The 18,223-nt window shown below is 38.2% G+C and carries 17 protein-coding genes; 2 read left to right on the top strand and 15 right to left on the bottom strand.

The window, feature by feature from the left end; translation table 11 throughout:
- The first annotated feature begins 1 nt into the window (after position 1).
- Entirely contained in the window at positions 2 to 763 is a 762-nt protein-coding gene (locus ATZ35_RS04300) for a flavodoxin family protein (RefSeq protein WP_208929648.1), read from the top strand.
- A gap of 60 nt (positions 764 to 823) precedes the next feature.
- On the opposite strand, the gene ATZ35_RS04305 is transcribed toward ATZ35_RS04300, so the two are convergent.
- From ATZ35_RS04305 to gmk, 11 genes are all read right to left on the bottom strand, one after another.
- A complete protein-coding gene (locus ATZ35_RS04305) occupies positions 824 to 1,465 on the bottom strand; it encodes a thiamine diphosphokinase (RefSeq protein WP_208929649.1) in 642 nt (213 codons plus the stop codon).
- Positions 1,465 to 2,115: a ribulose-phosphate 3-epimerase gene (gene rpe / locus ATZ35_RS04310; RefSeq protein ID WP_208929650.1), complete on the bottom strand. Its 651-nt coding sequence runs from the start codon at positions 2,113 to 2,115 to the stop codon at positions 1,465 to 1,467. The genes ATZ35_RS04305 and rpe overlap by 1 nt, the downstream gene beginning before the upstream one ends.
- A 12-nt stretch (positions 2,116 to 2,127) precedes the next feature.
- Positions 2,128 to 3,027 (bottom strand): ribosome small subunit-dependent GTPase A, encoded by a 900-nt coding sequence (rsgA, locus tag ATZ35_RS04315; RefSeq protein WP_208929651.1) that lies wholly within the window; start codon positions 3,025 to 3,027, stop codon positions 2,128 to 2,130.
- A 129-nt stretch (positions 3,028 to 3,156) separates the two neighbouring features.
- Positions 3,157 to 5,349, bottom strand: a complete 2,193-nt coding sequence (pknB, locus tag ATZ35_RS04320) for a Stk1 family PASTA domain-containing Ser/Thr kinase (protein ID WP_208929652.1) — start codon at positions 5,347 to 5,349, stop codon at positions 3,157 to 3,159.
- Complete coding sequence (locus tag ATZ35_RS04325; RefSeq protein ID WP_208929653.1) at positions 5,346 to 6,095, bottom strand: Stp1/IreP family PP2C-type Ser/Thr phosphatase; 750 nt, start codon at positions 6,093 to 6,095, stop codon at positions 5,346 to 5,348. Before ATZ35_RS04325 ends, pknB begins: the two co-directional genes overlap by 4 nt.
- Before the next feature lie 15 nt (positions 6,096 to 6,110).
- A complete protein-coding gene (gene rsmB / locus ATZ35_RS04330; RefSeq protein WP_208929654.1) occupies positions 6,111 to 7,475 on the bottom strand; it encodes a 16S rRNA (cytosine(967)-C(5))-methyltransferase RsmB in 1,365 nt (454 codons plus the stop codon).
- 5 nt (positions 7,476 to 7,480) lie between these two features.
- Positions 7,481 to 8,422 carry a methionyl-tRNA formyltransferase gene (gene fmt, locus ATZ35_RS04335; RefSeq protein ID WP_208929655.1) on the bottom strand — a complete coding sequence of 314 codons (942 nt, stop codon included), beginning with the start codon at positions 8,420 to 8,422 and terminating at the stop codon, positions 7,481 to 7,483.
- Entirely contained in the window at positions 8,415 to 8,909 is a 495-nt protein-coding gene (gene def, locus ATZ35_RS04340; protein WP_208929656.1) for a peptide deformylase, read from the bottom strand. The genes fmt and def overlap by 8 nt, the downstream gene beginning before the upstream one ends.
- A gap of 70 nt (positions 8,910 to 8,979) precedes the next feature.
- Positions 8,980 to 11,412, bottom strand: coding sequence for a primosomal protein N' (gene priA / locus ATZ35_RS04345; RefSeq protein WP_208929657.1), 2,433 nt, complete (start codon positions 11,410 to 11,412; stop codon positions 8,980 to 8,982).
- Between the two features lie 422 nt (positions 11,413 to 11,834).
- Positions 11,835 to 12,140, bottom strand: a complete 306-nt coding sequence (gene rpoZ, locus ATZ35_RS04350; protein WP_010766464.1) for a DNA-directed RNA polymerase subunit omega — start codon at positions 12,138 to 12,140, stop codon at positions 11,835 to 11,837.
- 4 nt (positions 12,141 to 12,144) lie between these two features.
- Positions 12,145 to 12,759, bottom strand: coding sequence for a guanylate kinase (gmk, locus tag ATZ35_RS04355; protein WP_208929658.1), 615 nt, complete (start codon positions 12,757 to 12,759; stop codon positions 12,145 to 12,147).
- Between the two features lie 596 nt (positions 12,760 to 13,355).
- On the opposite strand from gmk, the gene ATZ35_RS04360 reads away from it, so the two are divergent.
- On the top strand, positions 13,356 to 14,804 hold the full coding sequence (locus tag ATZ35_RS04360) for a DUF1958 domain-containing protein (protein ID WP_208929659.1): 1,449 nt from the start codon (positions 13,356 to 13,358) through the stop codon (positions 14,802 to 14,804).
- A gap of 54 nt (positions 14,805 to 14,858) precedes the next feature.
- On the opposite strand, the gene ATZ35_RS04365 is transcribed toward ATZ35_RS04360, so the two are convergent.
- The 4 genes from ATZ35_RS04365 to ATZ35_RS04380 all read right to left on the bottom strand — a co-directional run bounded on the left by ATZ35_RS04365 (position 14,859) and on the right by ATZ35_RS04380 (position 18,030).
- Positions 14,859 to 15,146, bottom strand: a complete 288-nt coding sequence (locus tag ATZ35_RS04365; RefSeq protein ID WP_208929660.1) for a hypothetical protein — start codon at positions 15,144 to 15,146, stop codon at positions 14,859 to 14,861.
- Positions 15,147 to 15,216: 70 nt separating this feature from the next.
- Positions 15,217 to 16,101, bottom strand: a complete 885-nt coding sequence (locus ATZ35_RS04370; RefSeq protein WP_208929661.1) for a YicC/YloC family endoribonuclease — start codon at positions 16,099 to 16,101, stop codon at positions 15,217 to 15,219.
- A gap of 16 nt (positions 16,102 to 16,117) precedes the next feature.
- Entirely contained in the window at positions 16,118 to 16,336 is a 219-nt protein-coding gene (locus tag ATZ35_RS04375; RefSeq protein WP_086277929.1) for a YdbC family protein, read from the bottom strand.
- Positions 16,336 to 18,030, bottom strand: a complete 1,695-nt coding sequence (locus ATZ35_RS04380; RefSeq protein ID WP_208929662.1) for a patatin-like phospholipase family protein — start codon at positions 18,028 to 18,030, stop codon at positions 16,336 to 16,338. The genes ATZ35_RS04375 and ATZ35_RS04380 overlap by 1 nt, the downstream gene beginning before the upstream one ends.
- Between the last annotated feature and the right edge of the window lie 193 nt (positions 18,031 to 18,223).

Genomic DNA, 18,223 nt, shown 5'->3' on the forward strand with positions numbered 1-18,223 from the left:
AATGATAAACGTAGTCTCAATAACTGGTAGCTATAGAGGAAAAAAATCATTATCTTCATATTGCGTTGATAGAGTAATTGAAACCTTAAGAACTGCATTTAAAACTTCTTTAACTTCTTCTCAATTTGATCCAAAGAAAAATTTAATATCCGATTGTGTAGGAGCAACTACATGCTTTAGAAGAGGGAAATGTTCAATTAGAGATGATATGGAACTAATAAAAAAGAAAATGGAAGAAGCTGATATTATTATATTTAGTGCTCCAGTCTATGCTCATGGAATTCCAGGAGTTATGAAAACATTCTTTGATCGAATAGCCCATTGGACACATTTATTTCATTTAAGAGGGAAACTCTGCATAATACTTAGCATTTCCGATACCAATGGAAACAACTATGTATCTATGGAACTTCAACGTTATGCAGAGTACCTTGGTATGGTAGTAGTGGGAAGTATCGAAATAAAAACTGGCATACTGTCAAACGAGGGAATAGACAGTATTCTTCGAAAAAAAGTAAGCGATATTGTAACTCGTATAAAAAACAAAAATTGGAGTGTGTCACAAAATCAAGAAGAATCTTTTCACTCATTTAAGAAAGTTTATTTGGAAGGACTTGGCGGATCTGAAGCGGAGCATAACTATTGGAGAAGTAATTTATGTTATTTTAACACTTATTCTGACGCCTTTAATAATCAATATAATTTAGATAAAAATGTTCCAATGGAACAACCTTTTTCATTAGAACATTTTTTATCAGAATAAGTAAAATTATAAATTTTATCATCTGCAGTTTTAGCTGAACGGCATGCCGTTCAGCTTTTTTTATTTATCGCGGCTTTGGATCACTGCTATCATTCCAGCATCAAATGACACTCCAGCAGTTGCTCCCACGAACTCATTACTTGCATAAGAAGTTGGAATTTCTACGTCTACGTGATCCAATGTATACTTACTTTCGGTTAACGTCAGATTCTTAACTGGTGTTAAACAACAGTAAGCTAAATAATCCATTCCCGATTCTTGCTTCACGATATAGCTACCAGGAAGATAGTAAGCAATACTATTTTGCCGATCTTTTATCTTTATTTGACCCGCAAATGCTTGAAAACGTGGTTCCAAGGGCAACCATAGATTAGCTAGAAAATGATCTAGACGACCACCCGTTGCGCCAATAATCGTTATGTCAGCTTTTGGAAATGATTTAACCGTCAAGGCCAAAGCCAATTGAGTATCAGTATCATCTTTTTCCGCTTGTGCTTGCACCAATTTTTGCGCTTGTTTTTGGATTCGTTTTTGCTCATCCTGTGTTAATGAATCAAAATCGCCCACTGCTAAGTTCAACACCCAGCCATGTTCTACGATATATAAACTGCCTCGATCAATACCCACGAAATAGTCAAACTCTTTCGGGTCAAACTGCGGCCACTCATCCGGCGAACCGCCAGCCACAAGCAGAATATTCATTAATTCAGCACAGCTCTCAATGCATCAATTCGATCTTTGGGGCTTTCTGAATCATAAATATAAGAACCTGCCACAAAGACATTGGCACCTGCTTCTTTACAAAGCTTGGCTGTTTCTGGCACAATACCACCATCCACTTCGATATCATACGTATAGCCTTTCGTTTCTTTCCACTCTTTTAATTGAGCAATTTTATCTAATGAACTTTCAATAAACGATTGTCCACCAAATCCGGGATTGACCGTCATGATCAAGACTTGATCGACTAAATCCAGCACATATTCAATCGCTGACAACGGCGTGCCAGGATTGATTACAACGCCTGCTTTCACACCTGAGGCTTTGATCATTTGAATAGCACGATGGATATGTGGTGTTGATTCTTCATGAACGGTGATAATATCGGCTCCGGCTTTAGCAAACGCTTCAATATAATTTTCCGGCTGAACGATCATTAAATGAACATCCAACGGTAATTTTGTCACCGGTCGAATTGCTGAAACCACATTAGGTCCTAAGGTAATATTCGGTACGAACTGACCATCCATAACATCCACATGAATATAATCAGCTCCTAGTTTTTCGACTAATTGAATATCTCTTTCTAAATTTGCAAAATCGGCACTTAAAATCGATGGTGCTAGTTTCATTAAAGTCACTCCTTATTTTTTCTTATAAATCGGTCTGCGATTTTCGATTTCTAGTAAAAACTGCAGATAATTATCATAACGTGTTTGGGCAATGGTTCCAGCTTCTACGCGTTTTTTCACTTCACAATTAGGTTCTTTGCGGTGCATGCATTCACGAAACTTGCATGATACTGAAGCTTCTACAAATTCGGGAAACTGTTTAGGTAATTCCGTTGCTTCCATCTCTAAAAAGTCGATCGAGCTAAATCCAGGTGTATCTGCGACTAATCCATCATACAACGGCAACAGTTCCACATGGCGTGTAGTATGTTTCCCACGGCCTAATGATTCAGAAATTTCATCAGTAGCTAGCTGTAGATCGGGCGATATTTTGTTTAGTAAGGTTGACTTCCCTGCACCAGATTGACCCATAAAAACAGTCAAACGTTCAGGAAAATACTGCTCCAAAGCCCGAACTGCTTCGTCGTCATTCGTTTTTGTTGCAGCAATTACAGGATAACCGATTTTTTCATAGACATGTTGAACATCTGCGACACTGACCTTCTCTGTATCGTTCAGTAAATCAACTTTTGTTAAATAAATGATCGGAGCGATTCCTTTATCTTCTAATGTAACTAAAAAGCGATCCAACAAGTTATAAGAAAAATTAGGTTCGACCATACTCATAACGACCACACCTTGATCCACATTTGCGACTGGTGGACGCACTAATTCATTATGTCTCGGGAAAACTTCAAGCAAATAACCATCCGTTGGATTATCACTTTCAAACATCACTTCATCACCCACTAACGGTGTGATATTTCGATTCCGAAAATTCCCACGTGCTCTAGTTTGAAACGTTGCACCGTCTGCATAAATGTAGTAAAAACCGCTTAATGCTTTTCTGATTTGACCTTTCAGAAATGCCACCTCCTCGTCTCTATTGGTTTCATTTTACCATAGGTTGAAGAAAAGCTAAACGCAGGGCTAGATAAATCAATGTTCTTTATGAAAAAAGTGACCAAGACAGATTTTGTCTTGATCACTTTAACTTATTTTCTAACTATTATTGTTGCCTGTTGAGTCAGTTCCGCTTGAGAAATTGACTGTAATAGAGGTCCCTTTGGCAACACTGTCACCAACGCTTGGCGATATGCTAATCACTTTTCCTTTTGCAGTATCACCAGAACCGTCTACATACTTCAAACCGCTACTTTCTATTTGCGCCTTAGCTTCCGTTTGCGAGAGTCCCATGACGTTTGGAACGCTAACATTACTTGGGCCAGAACTCACTTTTAATGTAATTTTGCCATTTTTAAGATCAAAGGTCGCACCTGCACCTGGATCTTGTGAGATAACCGTTCCCTTAGGTAAGTCACTTGCTTCATCAACTCTTGAAATTTGGTTTTGTTTAATTCCTAAACTAGTCAAAGCATTGACTGCGTTATCATATGTGTAACTTTCAGCATAACTTCCTAAAACTACTGTACTTGATTCAGAACTAGTCGTTGTTGTTTTATCTGGTCCAGAGCTAACAGTCAATGTGATTTTCCCTTTTTTAGGATTAAATGGATTACCCGCTGCTGGGTTTTGTTCCATGACTAAATCTTTGGCGACTGTGTCACTTGGTCGATCTACTCGAGTGATTTGGCTTTCTTTGATCCCATAACTCAACAATTCCGTTACCGCATTATTATAGCTATAGCCTAAGCTTGCATAGTCAGCTAAATAGATATCGTCTGGCCCTTTGCTGACAACCAATGTGATTTCATCCGTTTTCGGGTCAACTTCTTCCCCTTTTTTCGGTGTCTGACTGATGACTTTGTCTTCATCTACTTTAGAGTCTGTCTCTTTTTCGATTTTGATTTGGCTTTCTTTAAACCCTTGTTCACCGAGTTTTTCAATGGCGTCTTTATAGCTGTCGCCTGTAACATCAGCTAACTTGATTTTTTTATTTCCTGAGCTGATATACAATTCGACTTCACGATTTTTCTTAACGGTAGAGCCTATCTCAGGATCTGTTTTGACTACTTTTCCTTCTTCGATGTTATCACTTTGTATCTGTTTTACATCGTCTTTCACTTTCAGACCCGCATCTTCTAACATACTGCGTGCCTGTGTTTCAGTTTTGTCTTCAACATTGGGAACTTTAACTTCGCTGCTGCCGCGTCCTGCAAAATAGAATAATCCGCCAATAATCAACGTTAATGCCAATAAAATCATTATGATGACCACACGCTTCTTCTTCTTTCTTTTCTTTTTTGCAGCAGCTTCTTGTTCTTCGATCTCTTCATGCTCATTTCGCTCTTCTGGAGGTGTTTCCATTGTATTGAATGAAGAGGGCATCGCCATTTCGTCTGTGATTGGCGTTAGGATCTTGGTTTCACCTATCAATCCTGTTGGTTGCCATTTAGGTTCATTCAAACGGTTGGCAGCCAATACAGTATATAAATCACGTGACATTTCTTCAGCTGTTTTATAACGGTCAGCCGGGTCTTTAGCTGTTGCATGTAATACCACATTTTCCAAAGATTGAGGGATATTAGGATCAACTGTTTTGACTGAAGGCATCTCTTCTTGGAAATGTTTCAAGGCGATCGTTACAGCTGACTCTCCATCAAATGGCACGTTACCTGTTAGCATCTCGTATAGGATGATCCCAACTGCATAAACATCCGACTGATTAGTCGCCATGCTGCCGCGAGCTTGCTCAGGAGATAAATAATGCACAGATCCTAGCATTGTATTGGTTTGAGTGATAGATGTTTCCGTTAAGGCAATGGCGATCCCAAAATCGGTGATCTTAACAACTCCACTTTCATCCATCAAAATATTTTGTGGCTTTAAATCTCTATGAATAATTCTATGTTCGTGCGCTAGTGAAACTGCTGATAAAATTTGTTCCATGATATCAACAATTTTTGCATATGGAATCGGGTATTGTGTTTGAATAAATCGTTTTAGATCCATCCCTTTCACATACTCCATTACTAAGTATTGCAACCCATCTTCTTCGCCTACATCATAGACACTGACGATATTTGGATGAACCAATTCGGTAGCGGCTAGAGCTTCTCTTTGAAAGCGGCGAATTGCTGCTTGATCATTTTGAAAGTCAAAACGTAACACTTTAACCGCTACGTCACGATCTAAAATCAAGTCATGTGCTAAAAACACATTTGCCATACCGCCACTGCCGATATTGCCAATAATATGATATCGACCATTCAATTTTCTGCCGATTTCGATCATTGGTTTTCCTCCTTCTGTTCGTCAAAATGGATCACTAAGACAGTGATGTTGTCCGCCCCACCTGCTTCGTTAGCAGTTGCAATCAGTGTTTCAACTTTTTCATTTAACGTTTTATCTGAAAGTAAAGTAGCCAGAATATCCTCTTCTGAAACCATGTTTGTCAGTCCATCTGAGCATAGCAAAATATAGTCATTTGGTACCCAAAGATGGTTAGCAACATCGACTTCTACCATCCGCGGCATGCCTAATGAACGTGTTAAAACATTTTTACGTGGATGATTGGCTGCCATTTCGCGAGTGATTTCGCCAGATTTTACTAGTTCATTTACTAAAGAATGGTCTTCTGTTAGTTGGCGCATTTCACCATTACGAACTAAATAAGCTCGGCTATCACCAATATTCGCCAACACAAATGATTGATCAAGTAAAACGGCGCTAACAATCGTCGTCCCCATTCCTAAATATTCTGGGCGAGATTGACCTTTTTCATAAATCATTTCATTCTCATCTTGAATTTCTTTGATCAGCCACTTTGCAGCTTTTTCTGATGTATCGATTAGGCTTTCCTGCCAGCGTTCACCAAGATTATTGACCGCCATCTGGCTAGCCACATCTCCTGCCTGATGACCGCCCATTCCATCTGCTAAAATAGCTAGAGACACTCCTGATTGGTTCTCAAATAAACCAGCATAATCCTGATTGGTATTCCGTTTCCGTCCGACATCTGATTGAAAATTGATTTCCACTATGCTTCACCTCGTTTAACAAACTTTCTGCATACAGCAAATAAAGAATCCATCCGTGCCTAATTGATGCGGGTATAGCGTGAGCATTTGCTCATGCACAGAAGGCTCTACAGCCTCGCTAACACTGACATCTATTTTTTTAAATTCTGGATGTTTTTGTAAAAATGCTGCAACAACTTCTTGATTTTCTTCTTCGGCAATCGTACATGTGCTATAGACCATTATACCGCATTGTTTTAACGTTGGGGCAACACTTTCAAGAATTTCTAATTGAATTTTAGGTAATTGATCAAAATCTTGTGCTGATTTATTGTATTTAATATCTGGTTTACGACGCATCAACCCTAATCCAGAGCAAGGTGCATCTACTAAAATCCGATCAAAATATTCTGCTGGAAATTCTTCTCCAACTTTGCGTGCATCTAATTTTTCAGTGTCTACGACGTCTTTTACATGGAGACGATCAGCGTTTTGCTTGATCAACTTGATTTTATGATCGTGAATATCTAACGATTTCACGCGACCGCCTTGCGCTGCATCAAGGAATGTTGCGATATGTGTCGTTTTACCACCAGGCGCCGCACAAGCATCTAAAACCACATGATTTTTTTCGATTTGCATGGCTGGGGCAACAAGCATCGAGCTTTCATCTTGGATCGTCAATTTCCCTGCATCAAACAAGTAATTCCCGGCTAAAAAGCCTTTATCCGCAACCACACCATAAGGGGAAACTTGACTAGCTTGGGCTTCGATATGGTCTTCTTGTAAAACCTTCAACGCATCTTCAATGCTGATTTCACGTGTATCCACACGGCCACTAACATGACTTTTTTCAAAAAGCGATAACCCTAATTTTCTTGTTTCTTCCAATCCCATTTGTTTGATTAACTTTTCTGTCAGCCATTTGGGCATGCTGATTTCTACTGATAGGCGTTCGACAGGATCTTTGATATTGTCTAAACTTGGTGCTCCTTCTCGTTGAAATGCCCGAAGTACACCGTTCACAAATTTACCGATGCCAACATTGCCTCGGTGTTTCCCGATTTCAACAGCTTCATTGATGATGGCGTGATCAGGAATTTTATCTAAAAAGACTAATTGATAGATTGATAAACTCAGTAAATTTTTCACCCAACTATCGACTTTTTTAGGGTTGGTAATAAATGGCGTTAGATAATATTCTAATAACAATTTTCGGCTGATCGTGCCATACACAAGTTCTGTGAATAGACGACTATCTTTTTCTCCTAAAGCAGACTTATTGATCATTTCATTTAATAATAAATTTGAATACGCACCGCCATTATCAACGCGCTCAATCGTTCTTAATGCCACATAGCGGACAGAACTTTTTACTCTTGCTGGTATTTTCTTTCCCATATTGACTAGCCCACCTTATCTGATTCTGCGACTGTTTTACCGACACCATTTAAGAAGTCTTGGATAAATAATTTTCCTTTGCCCGATGGCTGAATTGTGTTTACAGAAAGAACTGTCCCTTCTCCACAAGCGATCCATAATTCCTTTTTGCTACGTTTGATGATCGTCCCTGGAACGTCATTTGTCGTTTCATCCAAAGGGGTAACATCCCATAATTTCCAATTGATTCCATTATAGGTAGTAAAAGCTGTCGGCCACGGACGCATACCACGTACCTGATTGTCGACTTGCTCCGCTGTTTTATGCCAATCGATTTGTTCTTGTTCTCTCGTGATATTCGGAGAAAACGTTACTTCATTTTCATCTTGAGGTTGTGGCGTGATTTCACCAGCTAAAATTTTAGGCAATGTTTCCAGCAATAATTCTTTCCCCACAAGACTTAATTTATCAAACATCGTCCCAACATCATCTGTTTTAGTGATTGGAATCGCTTTTTGAGAAAGGATATCTCCAGCATCCATTTTCTTCACCATCTCCATAATCGTGACACCAGTTTCTTTTTCTCCCTCGATGATCGAATAATGAACAGGCGCTCCGCCACGATATTTTGGCAACAATGACGCATGAACATTGACTGCTCCAAATTTTGGTGCAGTTAAAATTTTATCTGGTAAAAATTGGCCAAAAGCGGCTGTCACAATAAGATCAGGCGCAAGTTCGATAATTTTTTCCATTTCAGGTGAACCTGAGATTTTTTCTGGTTGTAAGACAAGTAATCCATGTTTGACTGCCGCTTCTTTCACAGGTGTTGGCGTGATAACTTTTTTACGTCCAACAGGGCGATCCGGCTGCGTCACAACTGCTTGAATCTCATAACCATTTTCGATCAATCCTTCTAAAATCGGGACTGAAAATGTGGGTGTTCCCATAAAAATTAATTTAGTCATCTAAATGTTCCTCCATATATGCATCTAAATCTTCTGGCTTGATTGGATCAATGATTTTATCGATAAATAATTCACCATTTAGATGATCGATTTCATGTTGAAATGCTCTAGCGAGATAGCCATAGGCGGTCACTTCGATCTCGTCTCCTTCACGGTCAAAGTAACGAACGGTTACTTCATCTGCTCGTTCAACAGTGCCATAGGTTTCTGGAATACTTAAGCAGCCTTCCACATCGATATCTGTGCCTTTTCGCTCAACGATTTCAGGATTGATCAACTCAAATAAACCAGTTTCATCATCCACTTCGATTACTGCTAATTGCAGGTTTTTCCCAATTTGTGGAGCTGCTAGACCAATCCCATCGTGGGCGATCATCGTTTCGTACATATCTTCTAGAAGCTTCACTGTTTCATCTGTGATCATTGTTACTGGTTTTGCTTTTTGTTTTAGGCGTTCATTAGGGTGTATCACTATAGGATAGCGCATAGAGTTTCCTTTCTTGAAATCAATCCTCCCAGTTCTATTGCTCACTGTGATTCTTGACAGGTCATATGAATCAGATAAAATTCATTGGCTCAGCATCGATTGATAACTTTAAACCGTGTGCTGTTGCTCTTTGAGTGTCGGTCAGTATTTTTTTTAAGATATTTTGCAAATTCGGTTCGTTTTTATATTTAATGATTACTTGGTAAAAATAACGATTATTCACACGCATAATAGCATTTGGTGTTGGTCCCAATAAAATACTTTGGTCAGACAAGCCTGCTTTTAATTCTTTGACTATTTCAAACATCTGCTTGGCCGCTTGATTTTCTTCAGGATGGCTCGCGGTGATTTGCACCGTAAAATAAAATGGTGGGTAATCGCCACGATGGCGGACGTACATTTCTTTTTGGTAAAAGTCTTCATAATCTTGAGCCTTCGCTAACTGAATTGCGTAATGTTCAGGATTAAAAGATTGAATGATCACTTCCCCCGGCTTCTCAGCACGTCCTGCCCGACCACTGACTTGGGTCAACAATTGAAATGTCCGTTCACTCGAACGAAAATCTGGCAAATTCAGTGCCGTATCAGCATTCAAGACACCGACTAAGGTTACATTTGGAAAATCTAATCCTTTAGCAATCATTTGTGTCCCAAGCAGAATATCCGCTTCATGATTACCGAAGGCTGTTAAAATTTTCTCATGCGCACCTTTTCGTCTTGTAGTATCAACATCCATCCGTAAAACACGACTTTCAGGGAATAATGCTTTAAGTTCTTCTTCCACTTTTTGCGTTCCAGTTCCATAATAACGGATTTTATCCCCGCTACAGTTGGGACAATGATAAGGAATACGTTCTTCATGACCACAGTAATGGCATTTCATCGTTTTCGTATCCATGTGCAGTGTTAGCGAAATGTCACAGTTTGGACAAGGTAATACATAGCCGCAATCTCGGCACATTACAAAAGAAGAATAGCCTCGACGATTCAACAGCAGAACACTTTGTTCTTTTTTAGCTAAACGATCTTGGATCTTTTCTTGTAGTGCTATTGAAAAGGACGACGTATTTTTATTTTGAATTTCTTCACGCATATCCACAACGTCAATTGTGGGTAACGTGGCTGTTTGATTGGCTCTTTTTGATAGTACTAAGCGTTTATAGACATTTTTTTGTGCTCGAGCTCGTGTTTCTAGTGAAGGTGTTGCACTGCCTAAGACCACTGGACAATTGTGATAGGCAGCTCGCCAAATGGCAAGATCCCGCGCATGATAACGTGGCGTTTCTTCTTGTTTATAACTGGCTTCATGCTCCTCATCAATGATAACTACTCCAAGATTTTCTAAAGGAGAGAAAATTGCCGAACGTACGCCTACTACAACTTGTGCTTCACCACGTTCGATTTTACGCCACTCATCATATTTCTCTCCTTGAGATAAGGCGCTGTGCATCACTGCGACTTGTTCACCAAACCGACTTTTAAACCGATGGACCATTTGTGGTGTCAATGAAATTTCAGGTACTAACATCATAGCGGTTTTTCCTTGATTCAAGACTTCCGCGATCACTTGGAGATAGACTTCAGTCTTCCCGCTACCAGTGATTCCTTCTAGTAAATAGGTTTGACTTACCGCTTGGTTGACTGAATCCAGAATATTGTTTACAGCATTTTGTTGTTCGTCATTCAAGGCTAATGCTGTCGTTTTTTCAAATGTATGATCAGCAAATGGATCACGATAGGCTTCAGCTTCGATAAAGGTCAGCCACTGTCTATTGGCTCCGTCATTTAAAACAGCTGTGCTAAATCCTAGTTCTTTCATCTCTTTGACCGTGGTCATTTTTTCTAGGCCTACTTGCTGTAAGTAGTTGATCAATTGCTCTTTTTTCTGTGAGCCTTTTCTAAGTTCCATTCGTGCTTCTTCCAATTGTTCAACGTTTTTTAACGCTTGAACATAGCGGATTATTTTGACTCTATTTCGAGTATTCACTTCGTAGCGAATATCGACTTTTTGCTGTTTTCTAAGTTGCAACAATTGCGGTAAAATATTCCGTGCTACAGCATCTTCCCAAGCAATTTCATCTAAGCCATAAAATAACTCATCTTGCATTGTTTCTTCTAATTCATCCGTTAAATATATGTATTTACTATAATCTGCACGCATTACGCTTGGCAACATCGTTTGTAAACAGGTGATTTTAAAGGCAAATGTTTTCTCTTTCATATAGTCAGCTAATTCCAGTAATTCCGTATTAAGGACAGGTTTTAAATCTAGAACAGATAGTATTTCTTTCCATTCAAACTTTTGCGCCGCTATTACTTCGTCAGAGACTTCATCTATCGCTAAAACAAACCCTTGTAAATGACGGTTTCCATTACCAAATGGAACTTCTACCCGCATACCAATGGTTAATTGTTGTTCTAAGTTAAAAGGAATCAAATAAGTAAACGGTTGGTCTGTCTGCATCGTAGGTACGTCAACAATCACTTGTGCCGCTTTTCTCATAATTATTCCTCCATTCTATTTTGCTCAGCTTTTCTTTGATCTAGCCTCCCAAACCAACTCTTCGGAAAAAAGATGCTCTCTGCTAATGCCAAAAATCGGCACGATCAGATTTCCCTATTTTTCTGTCAGAGTTAAACGGGTTTGTTCAGCTTTTCTTTGATCTAGCCTCCCAAACCAACTCTTCGGAAAAAAGATGCTCTCTGCTAGTGCCAAAAATCGGCACGTTCAGATTTCCCTATTTTTCTGTCAGAGTTAAACGGGTTTGTTCAGCTTTTCTTTGACTATTGTACTAAAGAATCAGGCATTTGTCTTGTTCCTCTGATTTCTGTTACTAAAAATTAAAGGGCTTATTCTTATTTTTTTCTAAACATATAAAAACTGAGATGAAAACTTTTCATGGTTTCATCCCAGTTTCAGCTATTTTATAAACTTTTTTCTTCGCGGATGCGATTTTCAAGTTCTTTTTGTTCTTGTTCATGTCTCATTTTTTGTTCTTCTTTTGCCATACGCATTCTTTCACGTTTTTCTTCTGGACGAGGATCATTGATCACTGTTGCAGCATCGATTTCTTCTAATGCTTGACCTACGCTTTTTACAGATTCAAAGCTTTCTAGTGTTGGTTGTGCACCTTCGTCTAATTCGTGAGCACGTTTACTTGCTAAGATCACAAGTGAATATTTTGATGGTACTTCTTTTAATAATGAGTCAATAGATGGTTTTAGCATCATAAGGCTACATCTCCTTCAACATTTTAATATAGTTGCCAATTACTCGATCAACGCGAAAATGTTCACTCGCGATAATTTCTTTGATTCGTTTTACAGCTAATGGAACTTCATCGTTCACAACCGCATAATCATATAATGCCATCATTTCGATTTCTGCGCGAGCCACACGCATTCGCTCTTCAATCACTTCATGAGCATCGGTACCACGACCAACGATCCGTGACTTAAGTTCAGCTAAATCTGGTGGTGTTAGAAAAATAAAGACCCCATCCGGTACTTGTTCTTTTACTTGCTCAGCACCTTGGACTTCGATTTCTAAAAAGACATCTTTTCCTTCATCAAGCGTTTTGTTGACATAAGAAAGCGGCGTTCCGTAGTAATTCCCTACGTACTGTGCATATTCTAGCATCTCGCCAGCTTCAATCATTGCTTCAAATTCTTCTTTTGTGCGGAAGTAATAATCTACCCCTTCTACTTCCCCTTCCCGCATTTTACGGGTAGTCATAGAAATCGAATACTGAAAATCATTCTCTTCACTATCAAAAATTGCTTTGCGCACCGTTCCTTTACCAACCCCAGAAGGACCCGATAGTACAATTAATAACCCACGCTCTGACATGATGACTTCCTTTCATTAAAAGCTGAACAGGCTCATTCAGTCTCGACTGGAAAATTGGAAAAGATGAGGGTGGCGCTTTTTGCCACAATCAAATTTTATCTTTTTCCCGAGAGACTAGCCTGTAAAGCTAGACATTTTAAAGCTGAATGAACCCTTTTAGTTCTGACTGAAAAATAGGGAAAGATGATCGTGCCGTTTTTTGGCACTAGCAGCTTTCATCTTTTTTCCGAAGAACTGGTTCATGAAGCTAAACAATTTTAAAAATAAGCTACCAATGTAGCTAAATATCAATAAAGTATTAGTTCTATAATGCACTTTTTTTCAGTAATTTTCAAGGCTTTACCCATAAAATTTTAGAAAAAAGCGAATATCCATTTAATTCTAACTTTTAGCAATCTAATCTCCTGTTTATTCAGTGAATGATTCATTCTAACTTTGAAATACGGTTTGAGCAATTCTTTTAAGGAAAATTTCTAAAAAGAGTATACAGCACCCTAGTTTTTCAAGTAGAATAAAGTTATTACTTATTTTCACAAAGAAAGAACTAACCTAGTTAATTATGTGAAAGAATTAAAAAAACGAAGGGATTTAACTCTATGTTCACACGAATAACACTTTTGAAAACAATCAGCAGCTTGCTACTGATTGCTTGTATTTTACTTGGAAGTTTTGCTCAAACAAGTTATGCACAAGAGGATTTGATGGAATTTGCAGAAAAAACAGGCTTTCCCGTTAAAGAAGCCTATCGCCCAAAAGCCTCTATTGTTATTGATGCTGATTCAGGTCAGATTTTGTGGGAAGATCAGCCAGATTTAGCTTGGAGTCCTGCCAGTATCGCCAAAGTCATGACAATGTATTTAGCATTTGAAGCGATGGAGCAAGGTAAATTTGATTTAGATACGACGATCACAGCGACTGAAAAAGATGTCAAAGTCTCACAAATCTATGCATTAAGCAATAACAAAATCGCCTTAGGTGTCGATTACCCTATTCGTGATATCTTTTCCATGGTTGCAGTTCCTTCATCAAATGTTGCCACGCTAATGTTGGCAAATCTTGTTTCTGATAATGATGGTGCCAGTTTTATTCGCAAAATGAACGATAAAGCGGCTGAATTAGGCATGAACAATACCACTTACTTTAACTGTAGCGGTGCGCAAATCGGTTCTTTTGAGGGCTTATATCAAGCTGAAGGTATCGACCCTAACGGCGAAAACAAATCAACCGCTAGAGATTTAGCTATTTTAACCTACAACCTACTAAAAAAATATCCAGATGTTTTACAATTCACTAGTAAACCCGTAGTTAAAACGATGGAAAATACTCCCTATGAAGAAACGTTTGAAACCTATAATTATTCCTTACCTGGTGCGAAATATGGTTATGACGGCGTAGATGGCTTAAAAACCGGATCAAGCCCGCTTGGTGGTTTTAATTATATTGCGACAGCTAAAAAAGGGGATCTCCGACTAATCGAAGTCATTTTAGGCGTAGGTTCTTGGTCTGATCAAGAAGGCGAATATGAGCGTCATCTAGCCGGAAATGCGATCTTAGACCATGCTTTTTCTACTTATGAATATAAAAAATTACTTTCTAAAGGATCAAATAAGATCGAGCAAAAAGAGATCAACCTTGAACAGGATCTCTATGGCTTTGTCAATAAGAACAGCGAGCCTAGCTTCACTCTAGCAGATGGTCAACTTTCTTTGAAGAGCGATCTCGGTCAAGTTTCACCAAATATTCCAGCTAAAAGTGTCAGCTATCAAGATTCTGAGACACAAACAGGTAATAATAATTCAGATAAAACAAACGCCCAAAAAACTAGTCAATCAGCAGAAACACCAAAAAAAGAACATAATTATTTAATCAGTAGTCTTCTAGCAGGTCTAGGTCTATTATTCTTGATTTGTTCAAGACTATTTAGAAAACGAATTGCTGGAGTTAAACGTGGTAGTCACACAATAGCCACACCGACAACTCGTTTATTCTTTACATTAGGCGCTCTATCAATACTTTCAGCAGTTGGCGCATTCCTATTTTTATAAAAAACAAAGGAGAGAGAAGCAGTGTTCCGCTTCTCTCTCCTTTTAAACTATCTTTTAAAAGCCCATATTCGATAAAGTATTCACAACACCCATGATTTCATCATGGCGTTTGATTTTTTTATCCACAGGACCATCTACTTCTTGAACATCCACTCGCACAACAAAACGACGGTTCAATGTTACAAAGTCCTCTTCATTCACTCGAATATTAAAAACATCATTTGTAAATGACACACAAGCATCTTCCCACACTTTAAATGGGTCTTTATCAGAAATAATCTCTCTTTTTACTACTGACTTCCCACTTAGTTCATGGAACGTTACATCATAATACTTTGACATAAATAGTCACCTCTTTACTTTCTTCTCTTTCATTATAACGGTAAAAAATAGAATCACAAACTATTTCCCATTATTCGACATTTTGGATTTGCTCACGGATTTTTTCTAGGATCGTTTTCATTTGAACCACAATATTTTTGATTTCGATTGGGCTAGATTTTGATCCGATCGTATTAACTTCACGATTCATTTCCTGCATCAGAAAATCTAATTCTCGACCAACAGGTTCTGATTGATACAATAATTCTTGTAGTTTGTCCACATGAATTGCTAAACGATCTAATTCTTCATGGATATCGCCTTTTTCCAGTAAAATCGCAAGTTCTGTCAGCAAACGAGCTTCGTCTACTTGTTCACCTAACCAATCATTTATCTTTGCTTCAAATTTTTCACGGTAATCCTTTTCATAGATTTCCACAAATCCGGCTAATTCATGAACCAGATCGATGAACTCTTGACTATATCCAGTCAAAACTTGCTGGATTTTTTGACCTTCCTGCAGACGGCTAGCATCAATTCGTTCAACCGCTTTTCTGACAGAATCTAAAATAAGGTCACCAAAGGTTTCATCAGCTTCTTGTTTCTCAGTCACTTCAACATAATCTGAATTATTCAGTAGTTGGTTGATATTTTGCTCAGGATTAAATTCTGATTGAGGATAATTAGCTGCCATCTCTTGCTTGATCTCACTCAATAATTGATGGATCAGCTCCCAATGTACTTGCACTTCCTTGTTGCCACTGCCCGTTTGCTTGATATTGATGTAGGCTTCGATCCGACCACGTTGTAGCGTTTCTTTCATCAATTGACGGATAGCCATTTCATACGGATTAACTTCTTTAGGCATTCGTAATTGGATATCTAAAAAGCGCTGATTGACACTTTTGATCTCGACATCGATTTGATACGTATCATTTAAAAATGTTTCTTTTCCAAAACCAGTCATACTTTTCATTGACAGGGTGTCCTTTCTACATTGATTTTATTGCTTTAGATAATATCTCAAATTCTTCGTTTGTTAAGGTGATCCCTTTGCCCATCTTTTCATGATCGGCCGACCAGTCTCTTAAATCAAATTTTGGCGGACGCCCATTCCAACTAACTAAATTAAATTCCTTACGCCACCCTTGAGTATTTTCCGATAAAACTGCGATTTCTTCTACGATTTCATATGAAAAATCTTGTGCCATTATTGATCCACTCCTTGTAATATAAATTCTTTCATTAAAATTTGTAGCGCCTGAGCTGGTAATTTATCCAGTAAAAAAGCGATACGTTGCGGTTTCTCTTTTTCATCTGAATCCAGCAAATTGTTCATTAATGCTAACTGTTGTTTATCAGAAAGTAAAAAGTAATCTTCATAGTATTTCTTCAACCATTCTTGAACAGAAATCATCCCAATGTTCTCTACTAAATTAGTTCTGACATGGTTACTTTGTTGTAAAAGCGCCACTAATTCTTGCATCGTATATAGTCTAGAAGCTGAAATTTCCTGAGTCTTTGCTAACAGCTCAACTAAAACCATCCCGACATTTTCGGTATACACCCTGTCTCTATATATTCTACGCAGTTTTTTACAGATTTTATTTTTCCGCTCGGCTGAATGCCATAGTTCAATTTGATACGTCTGTTTAATAAAGGTAAAAAAGGCTTGTTGAAATACCTCTAAACTACTGATTGTCTCATCAAATGTATACCAATAACCAAGATATTTTCTCCCGATAGCCTTCATTGTTTCTAAATAGCCTAATTGAATATTTTTTGTTGAACGAGCACCATCAAATAATAGCACAGCTCCCATACTCCATGGTGTCTGTAGCGTCAAACAACTAGTTGTTGCTGGTATTTTTACTGGTTTGGTGATGCCTGGTCCTTTCACATCCACAATAATGCACTCAGTTGCATCACTACGCAACGCAATGTCAACGGGAATATTATTACGATAGCCACCGTCGACATAGTATTTGTCAGCAATTTTCGTTGCCGCCATAGCTGGAAAAAAGGAAGCCGAAGCCAACAACCACTTTTGCCATTGATCACTCGGACAGGTATTAAAATGAATGTTTTTTTCCATCATATTAGGCAGCTCTGTTGTAACCAAATAAAAATCAGCTGTGACCTGCTGCATTTTTTCTTGTGAAAAAGTGTCGTGGATCAGTTTTTGCAATGGCTCTGTTGAAACACCATTTGATTGGATCGCATTCACAGTAAATGAGCCAATTTGACTCATCATTCCTCCGAATGTATCACCAGATGCTGTTGATACTGGGAAAGACAGAATTTTTTGTGTATCAATCTTCTCCCACATATCTTTAGCTGCCTCAAAATCATCTTGTAGAACCAGCGCGCCATTCAGTGCACCAACTGATGTCCCTGTAATAATCTTGATTGGAATAGCTAATTCTTTCAATGCTTGCCAAACACCGATTTGATAGGCACCTCTAGCACCACCGCCACCTAAAACCAAGGCCGTTCGATAGGAAAAATCTTTACTAGCTACTTTATTTTCTGTCACCGTATACCCGTATTTTATAAACACTTCTTGTAAATATAGGGGCAATGATTGTGGAAAAACAAATGTACTATTCAACTGAAAAGTCTGTTTAAAAAATAGATCAATCGCTAAAAAAAATGATCTCCAAGTGATTTTTCCGGTTTCTAGAATCAACAGATTCGTCACTTTTCCTATTTCAACTGTTAAAAATAAATATGGATTCTTACCTTTATAGATCACATAAGCTGTACTTTCATTGTCACGTACTTTTTTTCTAAAAACTTGCCTTGCTAATGTGTGTGTCTCATAAAAAGGGAATAATTGAATACTATTAGATACTTGTTTAGAAAAATCCGACCACTCTGAAGCAATCATTTCTTCACTTCTCATTACAAACACCTCCATCTGTTCAAGTATACCAAAATTTTTCGAAAATTACTTTTTATTAAAAATATACAAAAAGCGTACCTTTTTATTCACTTTTCACGTAAAATAGATGTAGTATACTTTTTATAGATTGATCGATAATAATAAATCCTTGTTTAAAATAAAATCAAGCAATTACAGCGATCAAATCTTAACA

It is taken from the genome of Enterococcus rotai, assembly GCF_001465345.1.
Classification (GTDB): domain Bacteria; phylum Bacillota; class Bacilli; order Lactobacillales; family Enterococcaceae; genus Enterococcus_L; species Enterococcus_L rotai.

Bases quoted from the DNA above. Each gene is read 5' to 3' on its own strand.
- ATZ35_RS04300 (WP_208929648.1), top strand. From the start codon at position 2: ATGATAAACGTAGTCTCAATAACTGGTAGCTATAGAGGAAAAAAATCA.
- ATZ35_RS04305 (WP_208929649.1), bottom strand. From the start codon at position 1,465: ATGAATATTCTGCTTGTGGCTGGCGGTTCGCCGGATGAGTGGCCGCAG.
- rpe (WP_208929650.1), bottom strand. From the start codon at position 2,115: ATGAAACTAGCACCATCGATTTTAAGTGCCGATTTTGCAAATTTAGAA.
- pknB (WP_208929652.1), bottom strand. From the start codon at position 5,349: ATGATCGAAATCGGCAGAAAATTGAATGGTCGATATCATATTATTGGC.
- rsmB (WP_208929654.1), bottom strand. From the start codon at position 7,475: ATGGGAAAGAAAATACCAGCAAGAGTAAAAAGTTCTGTCCGCTATGTG.
- fmt (WP_208929655.1), bottom strand. From the start codon at position 8,422: ATGACTAAATTAATTTTTATGGGAACACCCACATTTTCAGTCCCGATT.
- def (WP_208929656.1), bottom strand. From the start codon at position 8,909: ATGCGCTATCCTATAGTGATACACCCTAATGAACGCCTAAAACAAAAA.
- priA (WP_208929657.1), bottom strand. From the start codon at position 11,412: ATGAGAAAAGCGGCACAAGTGATTGTTGACGTACCTACGATGCAGACA.
- rpoZ (WP_010766464.1), bottom strand. From the start codon at position 12,140: ATGATGCTAAAACCATCTATTGACTCATTATTAAAAGAAGTACCATCA.
- gmk (WP_208929658.1), bottom strand. From the start codon at position 12,759: ATGTCAGAGCGTGGGTTATTAATTGTACTATCGGGTCCTTCTGGGGTT.
- ATZ35_RS04360 (WP_208929659.1), top strand. From the start codon at position 13,356: ATGTTCACACGAATAACACTTTTGAAAACAATCAGCAGCTTGCTACTG.
- ATZ35_RS04365 (WP_208929660.1), bottom strand. From the start codon at position 15,146: ATGTCAAAGTATTATGATGTAACGTTCCATGAACTAAGTGGGAAGTCA.
- ATZ35_RS04370 (WP_208929661.1), bottom strand. From the start codon at position 16,101: ATGAAAAGTATGACTGGTTTTGGAAAAGAAACATTTTTAAATGATACG.
- ATZ35_RS04375 (WP_086277929.1), bottom strand. From the start codon at position 16,336: ATGGCACAAGATTTTTCATATGAAATCGTAGAAGAAATCGCAGTTTTA.
- ATZ35_RS04380 (WP_208929662.1), bottom strand. From the start codon at position 18,030: ATGAGAAGTGAAGAAATGATTGCTTCAGAGTGGTCGGATTTTTCTAAA.